The 17,523-nt window shown below is 72.9% G+C and carries 19 protein-coding genes; 10 read left to right on the forward strand and 9 right to left on the reverse strand.

Features of this window, described 5'->3' with window-relative positions; all coding sequences use genetic code 11:
* Positions 1–18: 18 nt before the first annotated feature.
* The 3 genes from ACQ5SO_RS12160 to hemC all read right to left on the reverse strand — a co-directional run bounded on the left by ACQ5SO_RS12160 (position 19) and on the right by hemC (position 3,815).
* Positions 19–1,914 (reverse strand): hypothetical protein, encoded by a 1,896-nt coding sequence (locus ACQ5SO_RS12160; RefSeq protein WP_430941869.1) that lies wholly within the window; start codon positions 1,912–1,914, stop codon positions 19–21.
* Between the two features lie 126 nt (positions 1,915–2,040).
* Complete coding sequence (locus tag ACQ5SO_RS12165; protein WP_430941870.1) at positions 2,041–2,832, reverse strand: uroporphyrinogen-III synthase; 792 nt, start codon at positions 2,830–2,832, stop codon at positions 2,041–2,043.
* Positions 2,829–3,815: a hydroxymethylbilane synthase gene (hemC, locus tag ACQ5SO_RS12170; RefSeq protein WP_430941871.1), complete on the reverse strand. Its 987-nt coding sequence runs from the start codon at positions 3,813–3,815 to the stop codon at positions 2,829–2,831. The genes ACQ5SO_RS12165 and hemC overlap by 4 nt, the downstream gene beginning before the upstream one ends.
* 86 nt (positions 3,816–3,901) lie before the next feature.
* Here hemC and tsaD point away from each other — a divergent pair, with 86 nt between their 5' ends.
* The 5 genes from tsaD (at position 3,902) to ACQ5SO_RS12195 (ending at position 7,923) form a co-directional block, all read left to right on the forward strand.
* Positions 3,902–5,026: a tRNA (adenosine(37)-N6)-threonylcarbamoyltransferase complex transferase subunit TsaD gene (gene tsaD / locus ACQ5SO_RS12175; RefSeq protein WP_430941872.1), complete on the forward strand. Its 1,125-nt coding sequence runs from the start codon at positions 3,902–3,904 to the stop codon at positions 5,024–5,026.
* Positions 5,027–5,364: 338 nt separating this feature from the next.
* Positions 5,365–6,582, forward strand: a complete 1,218-nt coding sequence (locus ACQ5SO_RS12180) for an aminopeptidase P family protein (protein WP_430941873.1) — start codon at positions 5,365–5,367, stop codon at positions 6,580–6,582.
* 76 nt (positions 6,583–6,658) lie between these two features.
* A complete protein-coding gene (locus ACQ5SO_RS12185; protein ID WP_430941874.1) occupies positions 6,659–7,066 on the forward strand; it encodes a group III truncated hemoglobin in 408 nt (135 codons plus the stop codon).
* Positions 7,067–7,219: 153 nt separating this feature from the next.
* Complete coding sequence (locus ACQ5SO_RS12190) at positions 7,220–7,495, forward strand: YciI family protein (protein WP_430941875.1); 276 nt, start codon at positions 7,220–7,222, stop codon at positions 7,493–7,495.
* Positions 7,495–7,923 (forward strand): EVE domain-containing protein, encoded by a 429-nt coding sequence (locus tag ACQ5SO_RS12195; RefSeq protein ID WP_430941876.1) that lies wholly within the window; start codon positions 7,495–7,497, stop codon positions 7,921–7,923. Before ACQ5SO_RS12190 ends, ACQ5SO_RS12195 begins: the two co-directional genes overlap by 1 nt.
* Positions 7,924–8,151: 228 nt before the next feature.
* Here the strand turns inward: ACQ5SO_RS12195 and ACQ5SO_RS12200 are convergent, their stop codons facing one another.
* The 4 genes from ACQ5SO_RS12200 to thrC form a co-directional block, all read right to left on the reverse strand.
* The gene (locus tag ACQ5SO_RS12200; protein WP_430941877.1) at positions 8,152–8,436 is read right to left on the reverse strand and encodes a hypothetical protein; all 285 of its coding nucleotides are present in this window, start codon (positions 8,434–8,436) and stop codon (positions 8,152–8,154) included.
* Positions 8,437–8,628: 192 nt separating this feature from the next.
* On the reverse strand, positions 8,629–9,225 hold the full coding sequence (locus tag ACQ5SO_RS12205; RefSeq protein ID WP_430941878.1) for a GNAT family N-acetyltransferase: 597 nt from the start codon (positions 9,223–9,225) through the stop codon (positions 8,629–8,631).
* Between the two features lie 22 nt (positions 9,226–9,247).
* On the reverse strand, positions 9,248–10,510 hold the full coding sequence (locus ACQ5SO_RS12210; RefSeq protein WP_430941879.1) for a M16 family metallopeptidase: 1,263 nt from the start codon (positions 10,508–10,510) through the stop codon (positions 9,248–9,250).
* On the reverse strand, positions 10,507–11,901 hold the full coding sequence (gene thrC, locus ACQ5SO_RS12215; protein WP_430941880.1) for a threonine synthase: 1,395 nt from the start codon (positions 11,899–11,901) through the stop codon (positions 10,507–10,509). Before thrC ends, ACQ5SO_RS12210 begins: the two co-directional genes overlap by 4 nt.
* A gap of 279 nt (positions 11,902–12,180) precedes the next feature.
* Here thrC and ACQ5SO_RS12220 point away from each other — a divergent pair, with 279 nt between their 5' ends.
* From ACQ5SO_RS12220 to ACQ5SO_RS12240, 5 genes are all read left to right on the forward strand, one after another.
* Complete coding sequence (locus tag ACQ5SO_RS12220) at positions 12,181–12,582, forward strand: hypothetical protein (protein ID WP_430941881.1); 402 nt, start codon at positions 12,181–12,183, stop codon at positions 12,580–12,582.
* A gap of 115 nt (positions 12,583–12,697) precedes the next feature.
* A complete protein-coding gene (locus ACQ5SO_RS12225) occupies positions 12,698–13,228 on the forward strand; it encodes a prolyl-tRNA synthetase associated domain-containing protein (protein ID WP_430941882.1) in 531 nt (176 codons plus the stop codon).
* 161 nt (positions 13,229–13,389) lie between these two features.
* The gene (gene trxA, locus ACQ5SO_RS12230) at positions 13,390–14,313 is read left to right on the forward strand and encodes a thioredoxin (RefSeq protein ID WP_430941883.1); all 924 of its coding nucleotides are present in this window, start codon (positions 13,390–13,392) and stop codon (positions 14,311–14,313) included.
* 3 nt (positions 14,314–14,316) lie between these two features.
* A complete protein-coding gene (locus tag ACQ5SO_RS12235) occupies positions 14,317–14,970 on the forward strand; it encodes an LON peptidase substrate-binding domain-containing protein (RefSeq protein WP_430941884.1) in 654 nt (217 codons plus the stop codon).
* A 125-nt stretch (positions 14,971–15,095) separates the two neighbouring features.
* Positions 15,096–15,248, forward strand: a complete 153-nt coding sequence (locus tag ACQ5SO_RS12240; protein ID WP_430941889.1) for a Trm112 family protein — start codon at positions 15,096–15,098, stop codon at positions 15,246–15,248.
* 190 nt (positions 15,249–15,438) lie between these two features.
* Here the strand turns inward: ACQ5SO_RS12240 and ACQ5SO_RS12245 are convergent, their stop codons facing one another.
* Both ACQ5SO_RS12245 and ACQ5SO_RS12250 read right to left on the reverse strand, forming a co-directional pair.
* Complete coding sequence (locus tag ACQ5SO_RS12245; protein WP_430941885.1) at positions 15,439–15,957, reverse strand: GNAT family N-acetyltransferase; 519 nt, start codon at positions 15,955–15,957, stop codon at positions 15,439–15,441.
* Complete coding sequence (locus tag ACQ5SO_RS12250) at positions 15,954–17,189, reverse strand: FAD-dependent monooxygenase (RefSeq protein ID WP_430941886.1); 1,236 nt, start codon at positions 17,187–17,189, stop codon at positions 15,954–15,956. Before ACQ5SO_RS12250 ends, ACQ5SO_RS12245 begins: the two co-directional genes overlap by 4 nt.
* Positions 17,190–17,523: the final 334 nt, after the last annotated feature.

Genomic DNA, 17,523 nt, shown 5'->3' on the forward strand with positions numbered 1-17,523 from the left:
TCCTGTCGCGCTCGGGGCTCAGCCGTCGGCGCCGATGAGGGCGCCGCGCCAGTCGGCGAGGGCGGTTTTGGCGTCGCGGCGCACCAGCGCCTGCGCCCGCCATGCGGTCAGTTCTTCGGCGGCCTCGGGCGGAAGGGCGTCGAGCGCGGCCAGCGCCGCGTCGACGTCGTCCGCGGCGAGGGCCTGGGCGGCGCGGCCGATGGCGGCGTCGACGCCGTCCCCGCCCACGTCGCCGGTGGGCACGCCGCGCAGCGGGGCGGTGAACCCGGCCAGCAGCTTGCCCATGGTCCCGTCCGCCTCGGCCACCGCGGCGGCCGAGAGGGCGCGCTGCGCCGGGGCCGCGAAGGCCTTGCGCAGGGCGTCCTGGGTCGGGATGCCGGTCCCGGCGTGATCGGCCAGCGCCGCGGGGGCGTCCGTCTCGATCTTCGCCAGCGCGTCCGCATAGGGCGCGCCGGTGTCGAGCGCGCCCGCCACCTCGGTCAGCGCGGCCGACAGGGCGGCGAGGCGCGCCTTCTCGGCGGCGGCTTCCTCGGCGGCCCGCTGCGCGGCGGCGGCGGCCTCGGCCTCGGCCTTCGCGGCGGCCTCGGCCTGGTCGGCCCGGGCGGCGAGATCGGCGCGCGCCGCCTCGACCTGCTGGCGCAGGGCGCCGTTCTGGGCGGCCATCTCCTCGATCTGGGCGCGCAGGCCCTCGATCTGGGCGGCGTTCGCGGCGAGCGTCGCGGCGGCGGCCTGGGACATCTCCCCGACCTCGCCGGTTTCGGCGTTCACGTTGGCGAGTCCGCCCGCAAGGCTGTCGAGCTGCCCGGTCAGGCCGCGCGCGGTGCTTTCCAGCGCGGCGAGGCGGGCGCCGAGGCCCGACAGGTCGCCCGATTCCAGGGTCTGGTTGAGGCTCTCGAACTCGGCCGAAAGCTCGGAGGTGGCGGCGGAGATCGCCTCCTGCACCTCGGCCTCGGACAGGCCGGACTGCCCGGCGGTCTCGATATCGGCCGAGAGGGCGGCGGCGCGGTCCTCCAGCGCCGATTCCAGCGCGGCGATGCGCGCGTCGGCATCGGCCTTGTAGGCGGCGAACTCGGTTTCCTCGACCGGGACCGACACCACCAGGTGACGGGCGACCGAGGCGGGCAGCACCGGCGCGACCTTGGGCGCGGCCCAGAGCGCGATGCCGCCGCCGACCAGGATCAGCACCAGCCCCTGCAGCGCGCGGGCGGCGAGGGAGGAGCGATGCTCGTCCTCGTAGTCGTCGTCGTCATGCAGGTGGTCGTCGTCGTGGTGGTCGTCATGCACCGGGGCGGGCGACGCGGCGGCGGCGCCCATGGCGGCTGCGGCGGCGATGGGGGCGGCGGCCGCGGCGGGCGCGGGGTCGTCCTTCGCCGCGTCCGGGGTCTCGTCCCTGTCGTCCTCGTCCTTCGCGCCCTCGGCGATCACCTCGTCCGCGGCGGCGCCCTCGGGGTCGTCCCAGGCCTCGTCTTCCCGGGTCTCGTCCTCTCGAGTCTCGTCCTCGGGGGTCTCGTCCTGCGCGGCGGCTTGCGTCTCTTCGGCGGGCGCGTCGGCTTCGGCCGCGGGCGCGCTCTCGTCCGCGGGGATCTCGATGGGCGGGGTCGGCGTGGCGGCGACGGGGTCGGCCCCGGCCTCCTCGGCGGCGCTCTCGGCCTCGAGCTTCGCCACGGCGGCCTCCGATTCGGCCTTCACGCGGGCCTTCGCCTCGGCCTCGGCGCGGGCTTCGGCCTCGGCGGCCTCGGCCTCGGCGCGCGCGGCGGCGTCCGCCTCGGCCTTCTCGGCGGCCTCGAGCTCGGCGAGCTCCTTCTCCAGCTGCGCCAGTTCCGCGGCCTCGGCGTCCTCCGGGGTCTTCGCCGCGCCGTCGGCGGGCGCGTCCGCCTGGCTCAGGTCATCCTCGGTCTTCTTCTTGTCGGTCATGCCGCTCCAGATCTCCCAATGGCGCCCGAAGTATTTTCGTTCCCGGCGAGAGTAGGAGAGTCGCCCCCCCTTTTCCTACCCCGGCGCGCTGCGGCTGATTGCAGCGCAGATGCGGCCCCGCGGCGGTCAGCGCGCGGACAGCAGGGCCAGGGCCGCCGCATCCATCGCCGCTCCGTCGGGCCGTTCAGAGACTACAATGCGGCGGAATCCCACCGGGGCAAGCGCCGCGGCGGCCGCGGGGCTGATCGCGGCGGCGGAAATCCGGGCCGCGGGGGCCAGGAGATCGGGCGCGCCCGCAACCATCCCGGCGAAAAGCCGCGCCGCGCGGGGGGACCAGAACCCCGCGCCCTCCAGGCGCCCCGCGCGCAGGGCGGCGGCGGCCGGGGCGGGGTCGGCCTCGGCCATCTCGTAGACCACGGCTTCGGACAGGGTGATTCCATCCCGGGCCAGCGCCTCGGCCAGACCGCCGGTCCCGTGGCGGCCGCGCAGGTGCAGCAGCCGCGCGCCTGGGGCGAGGGCGGCGGAGAGGTGGGCGGCCAGGGCCTCGGCGTTCCCGCCCGCGTCTTCGGGCGGGGTCCGCGCGTCGAATCCCGCGGCGCGGGCGGCTTCGGCGGTGGCCGGGCCGACGCACCAGGCGGGCAGGGCGCGGGCGGCCCCGGGCAGGTCCGCGCAGCGCACGCCGTTGGCCGAGGTGAAGACGAGGCTGGAGAGGCCGGAGAGGTCCGGCGCGGCGGGAACCTTGCGCAGCTCCGTCAGCGGCGCGCGGATCGGGGTCCAGCCCTGGGCGGCGCGGGTCGCCGCCTCGGTCGCCGCCCCCGGTTCGGGGCGGGTGATGAGCCACCCGGGCGGGGTGGGCGCGGGCCGGTCGTCCCGGCCCGCCGTTTCATTGGGCCGGTCTGGCCGGCCCGGGACGCTCACGGGCGCTGCTCCATCCCGTCGAAGAAGCCCTCGCCGCCCTTGGCGCGCAGCTCGGCCGCCGCGTCGGCGCCCATGGCGGCGGCGTCCGAGACCGGGCCCTCGCGCTCGGTGGCGTGGCGGATCGAGCCGTCGGGCTTGATGATCTCGCCCCGCAGGCGCATCCGGCCGCCGGGCAGCAGCTCGGCCAGCCCGCCGATGGGGGTGCGGCAGGACCCGTCGAGGCCCGCGAGGAACGCCCGCTCCGCCTCAAGCCGCAGCGCGGTCTCGGCGCAGTTGAGGGGGGCGAGCAGCGCGCGCAGGGCGTCGTCGCCGGTCCGATGCTCGATCCCGATGGCGCCCTGGGCGACGGCGGGGAGCATCTCGTCGGTCTCGATGGCGCCCGCGGCGAGGTCGTCCATCCCCAGCCGCCGCAGACCCGCGACGGCGAGGAAGGTGGCCTGGGCGACGCCGTCCTGGAGCTTCTGCATCCGGGTCTGCACGTTGCCGCGGAATTCCACGCAGCGCAGGTCGGGGCGGCGGTTGAGCAGCTGCGCCCGGCGGCGCAGGGACGAGGAGCCGACCACGGCCCCCTGCGGCAGGTCCGCGATGGATTTGAAATGGTGCGAGATGAAGGCGTCGCGCACGTCCTCTCGCGGGAGGATGCAGGTCAGGGACAGGCCGTCTGGGCGCTCGACGCCGACATCTTTCATCGAATGCACCGCGATGTCGGCGCGGTCTTCGAGGAGCGCGGCTTCGAGTTCCTTGGTGAACAGGCCCTTGCCGCCGATCTCGGACAGCGGCCGGTCCAGCACCTTGTCGCCGGTGGTCTTGAGGACGGTGATCGCGAAGGCCTCGGGCGGCAGGCCATGGGCCGCCATCAGCCGGTCGCGGGTCTCGTGCGCCTGGGCGAGCGCGAGGGGCGAGCCGCGGGTGCCGATGCGCAGCGGGCGGTCGGGCGTGGGCAGGTCGGGTGCGCCCGCGGCGCTGGAAATTGCATCGGTCATGGGCTTGGTGTTACCTGCGGCCTCGCGCCCATGCAACGGCCCCGAACGGGGGCGGATGCGCCCCTTTTGGCCGCAGGAGGCCGCGGATGTCCGAAAACATGCCGACCGGAACGCTGACCATCCTCGGGCTCGAGTCGAGCTGCGACGACACCGCCGCCGCGGTGGTGCGGGTGCGCGTGGACGGCGGGGAAGTGATCGGGGCGGGGGAGATCCTGAGTTCCGTGACCCTCGGCCAGGCCGACCTGCACGCGGCCTTCGGCGGCGTGGTGCCCGAGATCGCGGCGCGCGCCCATGCCGAGCGGCTGGATGTTTGCGTGGAGAAGGCGCTGGCCGAGGCGGGGCTGGGCCTGTCGGCGATGGACGCGGTGGCCTGCACCGCCGGGCCGGGGCTGATCGGCGGGGTCCTGTCCGGGGTGATGTGCGCCAAGGGCATCGCCTGGGGCGCGGGGTTGCCGCTGGTCGGGGTGAACCACCTCGAGGGCCACGCGCTGACGCCGCGGTTGGTGTCGGGGCAGGGCTATCCTTACGTGATGCTGCTCGCCTCGGGCGGGCATTGCCAGATCCTGGGCGTGCTGGGGCCGGGGGACTACCGGCGGCTGGGCGCGACCATCGACGACGCGCCGGGCGAAGCCTTCGACAAGGTCGCGAAGATGCTGGGGCTTGGATACCCGGGCGGGCCGGAGGTGGAGCGCGAGGCGAAGGCGGGCGATCCGAAGCGGTTCCGCTTCCCTCGGCCGCTGCTGGACAAGCCCGGTTGCGACATGAGCTTTTCGGGTCTGAAGACCGCGGTGCGGCGGCAGCGGGACCTGCTGGTCGAGGCGCAGGGCGGGCTGAGCGTGCAGGACCGGGCCGACATCTGCGCGGGGTTCCAGGCGGCGGTCTCGGACCTCCTGGCCGGGAAGGTGCGCCGGGCGCTGGCGGATTTCCGGGCCGAGACGGGGGCGGAGGCGCTGTCGGTGGCCGGGGGGGTCGCGGCGAACACGGCCCTGCGCGGGGCGCTGGAGGCGGCGGCGGCGGCCGAGGGGTTCAGCTTCGACGCGCCGCCGCTGCGGCTGTGCACGGACAACGCGGCGATGATCGCCTGGGCGGGGGCCGAGCGGCTTGCGCGGGGCGAGGCGGACGGGATGGACCTGTCGGCCCGGCCCCGCTGGCCGCTGGACAAGGCCCGGGCGGGGATGCTGGGCGGCGGCAAGAAGGGGCCGAAGGCGTAAGGGTTTCGGGGTTTCGGGGCTGCGCGCGGCCGCCGCCTTCGCTGCGCTTCGGCATCCGCCCGCCCGCCCCGCGCCTTCGCGCGGTCGCCCCTCGGCCCCGCCCCGCGCCGGCCGCCCGCGCCCCCGCCGCGAAGAATTTTCGCCGCAGCCCCGTTCAGCCCGTTGCCGGGCCGGGCCGGGGCGCGGTATTTTCCCTCCCGACGGGTTCGCGCGCCGATGGCGTCGGCGCGATTCCAGCGGCTCGTCGCGCGGCACGGGTCGTCTCCCCCCGCGCGCTTCGTCCTGTACGCCGGGCGCCTGTCCGGGCGTCGCCCGGGCCAGCTGGATGAGGTCACGCGATGATCCAGGACATCAACACCCGCCCCGAGCGCTTCCGCCGCCAGGATGGAAGCAAGATCCTGCCCTTCTCGGCCGCCGAGTATGACCGCCGCCTCGCCGCCCTTCGGGCCGAGATGGCGAAGCTGGACCTGCCCGCGGTCCTGTTCACCTCGATGCACAACATCGCCTACTACTCGGGCTTCCTCTACTGCTCCTTCGGGCGGCCCTATGGCTGCGTGGTGACGCAGGACGGGGTGACGACGATCTCGGCCAATATCGACGCCTCGCAGCCCTGGCGGCGCAGCGTCGGGGACAACGTCATCTACACCGACTGGAAGCGCGACAATTACTGGCGCGCGGCGGCCGAGCTGCTGGGCGGCGCGCGGCGGGTGGGGATCGAGGGCGATCACCTGACGCTTGCGGGCAAGGCGGCGCTGGACCGGTTCCTGGATGCGCCCGAGGTGGTGGACGTCGCCCCGGCGACGATGCGCCTGCGGATGATCAAGTCGGCCGAGGAGATCGCGCTGATCAAGGAAGGCGCGCGCATCGCCGACCATGGCGGCGCCGCGATCCGGGACGCGATCCGGGTCGGAACCCGCGAGATCGACGTGGCCATGGCCGGCCGCGACGCGATGGAGCTGGAGATCGCCCGCGCCCACCCGGACAGCGAGCTGCGCGACAGCTGGGTCTGGTTCCAGTCGGGGCTGAACACCGACGGCGCCCACAACCCGGTCACCACCCGGGCGCTGGAGGGCGGGGACATCCTGTCGCTCAACACCTTCCCGATGATCTCGGGCTATTACACGGCGCTGGAGCGGACGCTGTTCCTCGGGGCGCCCGACGCCGACAGCCTGCGGATCTGGAAGGCCAACGTGGCGGCGCACGAGCTGGGGCTGTCGCTGATCAAGCCGGGCGCCACCTGCTCGGGCATCTGCGCCGAGATCAACCGCTTCTTCGCGGACGCGGGGCTTCTGGACTATCGCAGCTTCGGCTACGGGCACTCCTTCGGGGTGCTGTCGCATTACTATGGCCGCGAGGCGGGGCTGGAGCTGCGCGAGGATATCGACACGGTGCTGGAGCCGGGGATGGTTGTGTCGATGGAGCCGATGGTCTGGATCCCGCAGGGGACCCCGGGCGCCGGCGGCTATCGCGAGCATGACATCCTGGTTCTGGACGCGGACGGGGCCGAGAACATCACCGGCTTCCCCTACGGCCCCGAGCATAACGTGATCGACTGACGCGGCGGCCGCGGGTTGCAGCGGCGGCGGGGCGGGGTCAGGTTGGCCCCGCCCCTTCTTGCGTCCGAGGCCCCCCATGATCCCCACCCGCCCCACCGCCGAAGAGATCGACCTCTGCGTCGCCCGGTTCTACGCCATGGCGCGCAAGGACCCGGATCTCGGCCCCGTGTTCCACGCCGCGATCGGCGAGGATGCCGAGGCCTGGGCGAAGCACGAGGCGAAGATCGCCGGGTTCTGGCGCAACTCGCTGGGGCTGGAGAAAGGGGCGTATCGCGGATCCCCGATGGAGGCGCATGCCCGGGCGAACGGGATCGAGATGAAGCATTTCCCGATCTGGCTGAACCTGTTCGAGCGGTGCGCACGGGCGAGCATGCGGCCCGCGGCGGCCGAGGGGATCGTGGCGCTGGCGAAGCGGATCGGCGACGGGCAGGCGATGGGGCTGGCCGAGCTGCGGCGGCGCGGCGGGCCGCCGGTTCTGCGCTGAGGCCGGGCCGCCTGTCCGGCGCCGAGGCGGGGCCGGTTGTCTTGCGCAGTGGCGCGGGCCGCCGGTTCTGCGCCGTGGCGCGGGGCGCGCCCTTGCCGGGGAGGCGGGCGGCGTGCATATCCTCCGGGCGAATGTGAAATCCCGGAGGACGCCATGCCTTTCATCCTGATCTGCCGCGACAAGCCCGGCGCGCTCGAGACCCGCAAGGCCAATCGCGACGCGCATCTGGCCTATGTGAAGGACACCGGCCTCGCCACGTTCGGCGGCCCGATGCTGGATCCGGATGGCGGGATGTGCGGCTCGGTGCTGATGCTGGCCACCGATGACCGGGCCGAGGCCGAGGCCTGGGCGGCGGGCGATCCCTATGCGAAGGCGGGGCTGTTCGAGAGCGTCGAGATTTCCGGCTTCAAGCACGTGATCGGCGCCTGATGCGGTACTGGCTGTTCAAATCGGAGCCGAACACCTGGTCCTGGGACGACCAGGTGGCGAAGGCGGATGAGGGCGAGCCCTGGGACGGGGTGCGCAACTACCAGGCCCGCAACAACATGCGGGCGATGGAGGTGGGGGACCTCGGGTTCTTCTACCACTCGGTCAACGAGAAGCGGATCGTCGGCGTGGTCGAGGTGATCGCCGAGGCGGCGCAGGACCCGACGACCGAGGATCCGCGCTGGGAATGCGTGACGATCAAGGCGCTGGGCCCGTTCGAGACGCCGGTGACGCTGGCCGATTGCAAGGAGGCGCCGGAGCTGGCCGACATGATCCTTGTGAACAACAGCCGCCTGTCGGTGCAGCCGGTGACCGAGGCGGAGTGGAAGCTGCTGTGCAAGATGGGCGGCTATTCGGGGAAAGGCGCCTGAGGGCCGTTTCCCCTTGGTGATGTGGGAACGGGCGGTGCGGGGATGCGCCGCCCGTTCGCGTTTCGGGGGGGGCGGGGCCGTCGGACCTGCCGCCCTTCGGGCGCCCGCGGCCCGCCCGCCCCGCGCTTGCCGCGCGGTCCCCATGCGCCCGCGGCGCCCGGCGCGCGCCTGGGCTGCGTCTGCGCCGGGATCGGGCCGGGATCGGGCCGAGCTTGCGGCCGGGTAGGGTCAGGCGGCTTTCTCGAGCCAGCGTTCGAGCGCATCCGACAGGGCGTCGGCTTCTTCTCGGAAGCCGGCATGGAGGGCGGACCACTTGTCGGCCCCCTCGGCCTTCGCGGCCTGGATGCGGGCGGCGAGGTCCTCGTGCCGGATCTTCAGCCCGCTCCAGTCGTCGAGCGCCTTTGCGCGGCCCTCGGCCGGGCCGTCGTCGATGCGTTTGCGCGCAAGGGCGAGGTCCGCGTCGACGCGGGCCAGTTGGTCTTCAAGATGGGAGATGTAGGAGTCCCGGGTCATGTCGGCCTCCATCCGAGTCTTGGGATGCGCGCATGATGCCCGATCCCGGCGCTTATCGCATTGATCCAAATCAGGAAAAATTCCGCGCAACCTTCGGGTCCGGGCGCCCGGCGGCGGGATGGGGTCGACGCACTGCGTCGACGAGCGCGAGGGGGAGGGAAGGGGATGCATCCCCTTCCCTCCCCCTCGCATTCACCCCGGCAGCCGGTCGCCGCGCAGCGCCGCGTAAAGCACGTGGTCCCGCCAGCGCCCGCCGATCTGCAGATAGGCCTCGGCCCGCCCTTCATGCCGGAACCCGCTGCGTTCCAGCAGCCCGCGCGAGGCGGCGTTCTCCGGCAGGGTCGCGGCCTCGAGCCGCGAGAGGCCCATCACCCCGAAGGCATGGTCCCGCACCGCCCCCAGCGCCTCGGCCATGTAGCCGCGGCGGGCGTGTTTCTCACCGATCCAATAGCCCAGCGTGGCCGCCTGCGCGGGGCCGCGGCGCAGGTTGTCGAGGGTCAGCGCCCCCAGGAGCTGGTCGTCCGAGGCGCGGAACAGGAACATCGGCAGCCCGCGCCCCTCCTCGACCATCCGCTCGGCCCAGCGGACCCGGTTGCGGAAGGCGGCGCGGGTGAAATGGTCCGGCGCCCAGACCGGCTCCCACGGCTTCAGGAACGGGGCGCTGTCGCGGCGCAGGCGCACCCAGACGGCGTGGTCGTCCATCCGCGGCGGGCGCAGGACCAGCCGCTCGGTCTCGAGCGCGAAGCGGGGGCGGCGGGGGCCGAGGAACGGCAGCGCGCCGTGCAGCATCGCCCCCCGCCCCCGCGCGCGATCAGGCCGCGAGGCGCTTGGTCAGCGCCTCGGCGCTCGGCGCGCCCTCGACCGGGCCGTAAAGCGCCATGGCGATGGAGCCGGACTCCGCCAGCCGCCGCGCGGCGTCGGCGCAGGCGGCGGCGTCCACGGCGTCGATCTTGGCGACCGTCTCTTCCACCGTCGGGACGCGGCCCCAGACCATCAGCGCCCGGGCGAGCCGCTCGCAGCGCGAGAACGGGCTTTCCAGCCCCATCAGCATCCCGGCCTTCAGCTGGGCGCGGGCGCGCGTCGCCTCGGCCTCGGTCACGCCGTCCGCGGCGCGGCGGAGTTCGTCCGCCACCAGCTCGGTCAGCCCGCCGACATCCTCGCCGGACGTGCCCGCGTAGACGGTGAAGGCGCCGGTATCCTCGTGCACCCCGGCCTGGGAGAAGATGGTGTAGCAGAGGCCGCGCTTCTCCCGCGCCTCCTGGAACAGGCGCGAGGACATGCCCCCCCCGAAGAGGGAGGAGAAGGCCTGCATCGCGTACATGCGGTCCGAGGTCCAGCCGTCGGTCTCCCAGCTCAGGGCCAAGTGGGCCTGCTCCAGGTCCTTGACCATGCGCCGCTCGCCGCCGACGAATTTCGCCGGTTCCACGGCCTGCACGGTCGAGGGGGTGAGGCGCCCGAAGATCGCCTCGGCCTGCGCCAGCAGCGCGTCGTGGTCGACCGCGCCGGCGGCCGAGACGATCATCCGGTCGGGCCGGTAATGCGCGCCGGTGAAGGAGATCAGGTGCTCGCGCCCGAAGCCCTTCACGTTCTCGGCCGGGCCGAGGATCGAGCGGCCCATGGCCTGGCCGGGATAGGAGACTTCCTGCAGCCAGTCGAAGATCACGTCGTCGGGGGTGTCGTGGACCTGCCCGATCTCCTGCAGGATCACGCCGCGCTCGGTGGCGATCTCGTCTTCCGCGAAGACCGGGTTGGTCAGGATGTCGCCGATCAGGTTCAGCGCCAGCCCGGCGTCTTCCTTCAGCACCCGCGCGTAATAGGCGGTCATCTCGCGCGAGGTGTAGGCGTTCATGTAGCCGCCCACGTCCTCGATCGTCTCGGCGATCTCGAGCGCCGAGCGGGACGTGGTGCCCTTGAAGGCCATGTGCTCGAGGAAATGGGCGATCCCGTTCTCGGACGCGCTTTCGTGGCGCGCCCCGGCCCGGACCCAGACGCCGATGGCGGCGGACTGGAGGCCGGGCATGTTCTCGGTGACGACGGTGAGGCCGTTGGAGAGCGTGTCGATGCGGACGGTCAAGCGCGGATCCCTTCGCGGATAAGGCCCTGGAGCGCGCCGAGATCGTTCGGCGCGCGGGTGATGCGCTCGGGGCGCTGGTAGAGGTCGGCCATGCGCGGCGGCAGCTGCGGGCGGATCCCGCAGGCGGCCTCCACGGCGTCCGGGAACTTGGCGGCATGGGCGGTCCCGAGGATCACCATCGGCACCGCCGCGTTGCCGCGCGCGTCCACGGCGGCCTTCACGCCGACCGCGGTGTGCGGGTCGATCACCAGCCCCGTTTCGGCGCGCATGGCGGCGATGACGGCGGCGGTCTCTTCCTCGTCGCAGCGGCCGGAGTCGAATTCCGCCCGCAGCTTCTCAAGCGCGCCCTGAGAAAGGGTGAAGCGCCCGGCGCCCGAAAGCTCGTCCATCAGCTGCACCACGGCGCCGCCCTGCCGGTCATAGAGGTCGAACAGCAGGCGTTCGAAGTTCGAGGAGACCTCGATGTCCATCGACGGGCTGATCGACGGCGACACGCCTTCCTTGGCGTGCAGCCCCGAGGCGACGGTGCGGTGCAGGATGTCGTTCTGGTTGGTGGCGATCACCAGCCGGTCGATGGGCAGCCCGCAGCGCTTGGCGACGTAGCCGGCGAAGATGTCGCCGAAATTGCCCGTGGGGACCGAGAAGGACACCGGCCGGTGCGGCGCGCCGAGCGCGACGGCGGAGGTGAAGTAGTAGACGGTCTGCGCCAGCACGCGGGCCCAGTTGATCGAGTTGACGGCGCCGAGGGACACCTCGTCCCGGAAGGCGTGGTCGTTGAACATCGCCTTGACCAGCGCCTGGCAGTCGTCGAAATCGCCGTCCACCGCCACCGCGTGGACGTTGGAATCCGCGGGCGTGGTCATCTGGCGGCGCTGCACCTCGGACACCCGGCCATGCGGGTAGAGGATGTAGACGTCCGCCGACTCCAGCCCCCGGAACGCCTCGATGGCGGCCGAGCCGGTGTCGCCCGAGGTCGCGCCGACGATGGTCACCCGCTTGCCCGACCGGGTCAGCGCCGCGTCGAACATCCGCCCGATCAGCTGCATCGCCACGTCCTTGAACGCCAGGGTCGGGCCGTGGTGCAGCTCCATGATCCAGTCGTTCGGGCCGATCTGCACCAGCGGGCAGCGCGCGGCATGGCCGAAGCTGGCATAGGCGCCCTCGATCATGTCCATCAGCTGGTAGTCGTCGAAGGCGTCGGCCACGAAGGGGCGCAGCACGCGGAAGGCGGTTTCCTCGTAGGACAGGCCCGCCATGGCCGCGATGTCGCTGTGCCGGAACTCGGGCCATTCCGCGGGAACATACAGCCCCCCGTCGCGGGCGAGCCCGGCGAGCATGGCGTCTTCGAACCCGAGCGTCGGGGCCATGCCCCGGGTGCTGACGTATTTCACCGAGCGCTCTCCTGCAGTGGCGGTCTGGCATCGGGCCCGCGCGCGCGGGCCATGTCATGCTCCGCCCTATACCAAGGCGCGGGACGGGGCAACGCGCGCAACGGGCGCGGGGGACGCGGCGGCGGGCCGGAGGGGCCGCAAACCTGCCCCGGGCGGCGCGAAAGCGCGAGTCACAGGGGTGTAACGCCGAATCACGAAGGATGGCGTCGCCGGCGCAGTTTTCCAGCCGGGAGATCTTTCGGGCCGCCGCGCCCAAACCGATTGCACGAGGAACGCCCCATGTCCGTCATCGCCGATTTCGTCGTCCGCTTCTCCACCTCGGCCCTCGACGCCGCCTCGCCGTACCTCAAGCCCGAGGCGCTCGATTACCTGACCATCACGATGACCAACATCTACGACGCCTCCTCGCCCTATCTGAAGGGCGAGACTTCCTCGGACTACCTGACCATCACCATGACCAACCTGGTCGACGCGCTGGCGCAGTTCGGGGACGGAGACGCGTTCCTGTTCGGGGCCCCCGCCGCCGAGACCCTGACCGACATCGCCGCGGAGGTGATCGGCGGCTATATCGGCGAGACCGAGAAGAACCTCGACGCCGCCCGCGCCGCCTGGGACGTGTTCGACGATTTCGCCTGGTTCGACGAGGGCCAGGCGCAGGAGGCCCTCGCGGACCTCTTCTGACGCGCGGGCGGCGCCGTCCTGCACCCTCCCGCGCGCCGCCCATGCCGTCTTCCGCGCCCGCCCCGCCCGACAGCGGGGCTGGCGCCCCCCGCGCCGCCGGTCTACCCCTTGGCCCATGACCGACGCCGCGCTCACCCCCCCGACCTCCGAAGCCGACCTGCTGGCCCTGCTGGACCGGCTGGGCGTGCAATACACGCTCCACCGCCACAAGCCGGTGTTCACGGTTGAGGAATCCGCCGAGATCGAGCATTCGATGCCCGGCTGGCACACCAAGAACCTGTTCCTGAAGGAGAAGAAGGGCGGGTTCTGGCTGATCTGCTGCGAGGCGAAGCGGCAGGTGAAGGTGCGCGACGTGGTGCGCGCCGCCGGGGGCAAGAACCCCTCCTTCGGCAAGCCCGAGGACCTGTGGCGGCTGATGGGCCTGCGCCCCGGCTCGGTCTGCCCCTTCGGGCTGGTCAATGACGCGGCGCGGGAGATCTCCCTGATCCTCGACGCCGAGATGATGCGGGCCGAGATCGTCAACTTCCACCCGCTGCACAACGAGGCGACCGTGGCGCTCGCCCCCGCCGACCTTCTGCGGTTCCTCGAGCATACCGGCCACGCCCCGGCGCTGGTGGAGTTCGCCGACCTGCCCGTTCAGGATTGATAAACCCTGTTTCAATACCCGCATGACGGGAAAAGGTTTCTTGGCCCCGCCATTGCCCCGGAGGGGCGGCGGGGCTACATCGGAACCCGACAGGCGAAATCCAAGACCGCGCCACGCGCGGGGACCCGCCCAGGACGGGCGGCGACGACCAGGGGGCGACAATGCTGGAATTCGGAACCGGAGCGGCGGCTGGCAACGGCGGCGCGGTCGCGGGCGCGATCATCGACGTGTCCGAACAGGACTTCATGCAGGAGGTCGTCGAGGCCTCGAAGGAACTCCCCGTCATCGTCGACTTCTGGGCCCCCTGGTGCGGGCCCTGCAAGCAGCTGACCCCCGCCCTTGAAGCCGCGGTGACCGAGGCGGGCGGCAAGGTCCGCCTCGCCAAGATCAACGTGGACGAGAACCAGCAGATCGCGGCCCAGCTGCGGATCCAGTCTATCCCGACCGTCTACGCCTTCATCAACGGCCAGCCGGTCGACGGCTTCCAGGGCGCGGTCCCGGCCTCCGAGCTCAAGCGTTTCATCGACCAGCTGATCGCCCAGTCCCCCGCCGGCGACGGCGGCATCGGCGAGGCGGTCGAGGCCGCCGAGCAGATGCTCGAGGAAGGCGCCGCCGCGGACGCCGCCCAGACCTTCGCCGCGATCCTGCAGGAAGAGCCGGGCAACCTGCCCTCCATCTCGGGCCTTGCCCGCGCCTACCTGGCGCTGGGGGACCTGGAGAAAGCCCGCGCCGCGCTGGCCATGGCCCCCGCCGGGTCCGAGGACGCGCCCGAGATCGCCGCCGCCCGCGCGCAGATCGAGCTGGCCGAGGCCTCGGCGGATCTCGGCGAGACGGCCGAGCTGCAGGCCAAGCTCGACGCCGATCCGAACGACCACCAGTCGCGCCTCGACCTCGCGCTGGCCCTCGCCGCCGCGGGCGACAACGAGGCGGCGGTGGACCAGCTGCTGGAGCTGTTCCGCCGCGACCGCGAATGGAACGAGGAGGCGGCCAAGGTGCAGCTGCTGAAACTCATCGATTCGCTGGGGCCCAAGGATCCGCTCGCGGGCAAGGCCCGGCGTCGTCTCGGGTCCATGATCCTCTGCTGATCGATGGTCCGGCGCTTTTCCCCCGCCGAGCTGCCGGAGACGATCCCGGTCTTCCCCCTTCCGGGCGCGCTGCTGCTGCCGCGCGGCCGGCTGCCGCTCAATATCTTCGAGCCGCGCTACCTCGCGATGATCGAGGATTGCATGAAGACGCCGCACCGGCTGATCGGCATGGTGCAGCCCTTCGAGCATGACCGGGAGGAGACCCCGCGCCTGCGCCAGATCGGCTGCGCGGGGCGGCTGATCGCCTTCTCCGAGACCGAGGACGGGCGCTATCTCATCACCCTCGCCGGGGTCTCGCGCTTCCGCATCGCCGAGGAGGTGGAGGGCTTCACCCCCTACCGGCGCGCCCGCGCCGCCTGGCGCGATTTCACCCGCGACCTGGGGGAAGAGGAACGCGATCCCGGCTTCGACCGGCCCGGCTTCCTCGACCTGCTGCGGCGCTATTTCGACATCGCCCAGCTCAGCTCGGACTGGGGCGCGTTGAAGGAGGCGGATCCGGAGATGCTGGTGAACTCGCTGTCCATGCTCTGCCCGTTCGAGGTGGAGGAGAAGCAGGCCCTGCTCGAGGCCCCCGATCTCGGCACCCGGCGCGAGACGCTGGCCGCGCTGATGGAATTCGCCATCGCGTCCAACGGCGATGACGGGGCGGTGCAGTGACCGGCCCGGCGGAGGACGGCGCCGCCCCCGGCGGCGCGCAGGACGCCGCGGCGCCCGGGACGCAGGAGGAGGCGCGCGACCTGCCCGCCCAGGCCGACGCCCGCCGCCTGACGGCGGAACGGCACATGCTCGAAAGCCTGGTCTGCCCGGTCACCCAGGGCCGGCTCGACTGGGACCGCAGCCGGCAGGAGCTGATCTCCCGCTCCGCCCGCCTCGCCTTCCCGGTGCGCGAGGGGATCCCGATCATGCTGGCCTCCGAGGCCCGCGCGCTGGACTGACCGGCGGGGCAACCCGCTGTTCTGTAGAAGAAAAAGGCGCCCGGGCGATCCCGGGCGCCTTTCTCGTTCAGGACCCTGGCCGGGGCGCCGCCGCCCCCGCAGGGGTGCGGCGCGGGCGGCCGAGCGGGGGCTTCACGCCCCCCGAGGCCGCCCGCCCCCCGGGGCCGGCGCGGGGGGCGAGGCGCGGCCCTCAGATCTTCGCTTCCATCTCCACCGACACGAAGCGGGCGCCGCCGGGCAGGTTCACGAAACGCTGCCGCAGCGGGCGGAAGCCGAGCGCGGTGTAGAAGCTCTCGGCCGGAAGCGAGGAATAGACGATCATCCGGGTCACGCCCTGCGCCTTGGCCTGCGCGACCGAGGCGTCCCAGATCGCCCGTCCCACGCCGCGGCGCAGGTGGTCCGGGTGGGTCGCGAAATGCCGCCCGTGCCCCTCGCCGGGCACGACGGCGCCGGTCTCCGGCTCCTCCGCCGACCAGCCGCCGCAGCCGATCAGCACGCCGTCCTCCTCGACCACGAACCAGCCCTCGGATTCCAGCAGCTTCGGATTCGCCTTCGCCATCACCGGCAGCGCCGCGGTCAGCGTCGGCGCGTCGTACCAGTCGTCGAACAGGCGGGTGTAGGAGCGGGTGAGCAGCTCCGTCACCGCGTCCGCATCCTCGGGACGGGCCGGGCGCGGGGCGGGAGAGGTCTTGCGGGCGGTCTCGGTCACAGGCGGCGTCCCTCCATCAATCGCGGCGCATGGGCGCTGAGCCCCGCGGCCTCGCGCATGAACATCCGGCGCGCGGGCGCGAAGGCCCCGGCCAGCGCCAGGCCCGCGTCGCGCAGCGGGCGCAGCAGCGGCAAGTCATTGGAAAACAGGCGGTTCAACCCGTCCATCGCCAGCGCCAGCGCTGTGGCGTCGAAGCGCCTTGCGCTCTCGTACCGGCGCAGCACCAGGTCGGTCCCGATATCCTCGCCGGCGCGCTTGGCGTCCACCAGCACCTCGGCCAGCGCCGCGGCGTCGCGCAGGCCAAGGTTCAGCCCCTGGCCCGCGATCGGGTGCACCGCGTGGGCCGCGTCCCCAAGCAGCGCCGCCCGCGGCGCGACCCAGTCCTGCGCCAGCGACAGCTTCAGCGGATAGGCCCAGCGTTTGCCCTCGAGCGTCAGGCCCCCGAGGAAATCGCCGAACCGCTCCGCCACCTCGGCCAGGTAGGCGTCATCCCCCAGCCCCGCGATCCGCTTCGCCTCGGCATCCGTCTCGGTCCAGACCAGCGAGGAGCGGTTCCCCGTCAGCGGCAGGATGGCGAAGGGCCCGGCGGGCAGGAAATGCTCATAGGCCACGCCATTGTGGGGCTTTTCATGCGCCACGGCGCAGACGAGGCCGGTCTGGCCGTAGGACCAGCCCACGCGGCGGATCCCCTCGCGCCGCGCGATGGGCGAGTCGCGCCCGTCGCAGGCCACGATGACCGAGGCGCGCAGCACCTCGCCGTCTTCCAGCACCACCTCGGCGGCATGGCCGGTCCCGGAATGCGAGACCACGCGGACCGGGGCGCGCTGGGTGATGAGCGGGCTGGCCTCCATCGCCGCGATCAGGGCGGGGCGCAGGTGGCGGTCCTCGATCATCCAGCCGCCGGCGCCCTCGTCGAGCTCGCGGTGGTCGAAATGCAGGAACAGCGGCGAGGGGGATTCGCCCCGGCGGCCATCCGTCACCACGATGTCCCAGACCGGCTGGGCCTGGTCGGCCACCGCGGGCCAGAGGTCCAGCGCCTCGAACATGCGCTTGCCGGCGAGGGCGATGTTGTAGGCGCGGCCGTCGAATTCGGGATCGGCGCGGGTTTCGGTGGGGGCTGCGTCCAGCACGAGGACCCGCAGCCCGCCTTGCGCGAGCGCCAGCGCCGCCGCGGGGCCGTTGAGGCCGCCGCCCACGATGATGACGTCCGCGTCTTTCGCCTGTGCATTCATGGGCGATGAAGTAGCGCCCTCCCCCCCGGGTTGTCCATTCAAAGGCGCGCGGGGGCGGGGCGGCGATGGCGCCGCAGGGGGCGGCGGGCAGGGGCGGGGACCGCGCTGCGCCCCCTGTCTTCCGCTCTGCGGCAGGCATCACGCGGGAGCGGGGGGGGGGGGGGGGGGGGGGGGGGAACACCCCCCCCCCCCCCCCCCCCCCCCCCCCCCGCCCCGCCGCGCACGGTCGAACGTTGCCCGGCCGCACCGTGCGCGGCGTAAACAGACGCGAATCCGATCTGGTGGCGAAAGCGACGCGGACCTTCAGTGTCCTGGGGCGAGGAGCCGCCCCTGC

The organism is Rhodovulum sp. DZ06 (genome assembly GCF_050586345.1).
Taxonomy (GTDB): domain Bacteria; phylum Pseudomonadota; class Alphaproteobacteria; order Rhodobacterales; family Rhodobacteraceae; genus JBOCEF01.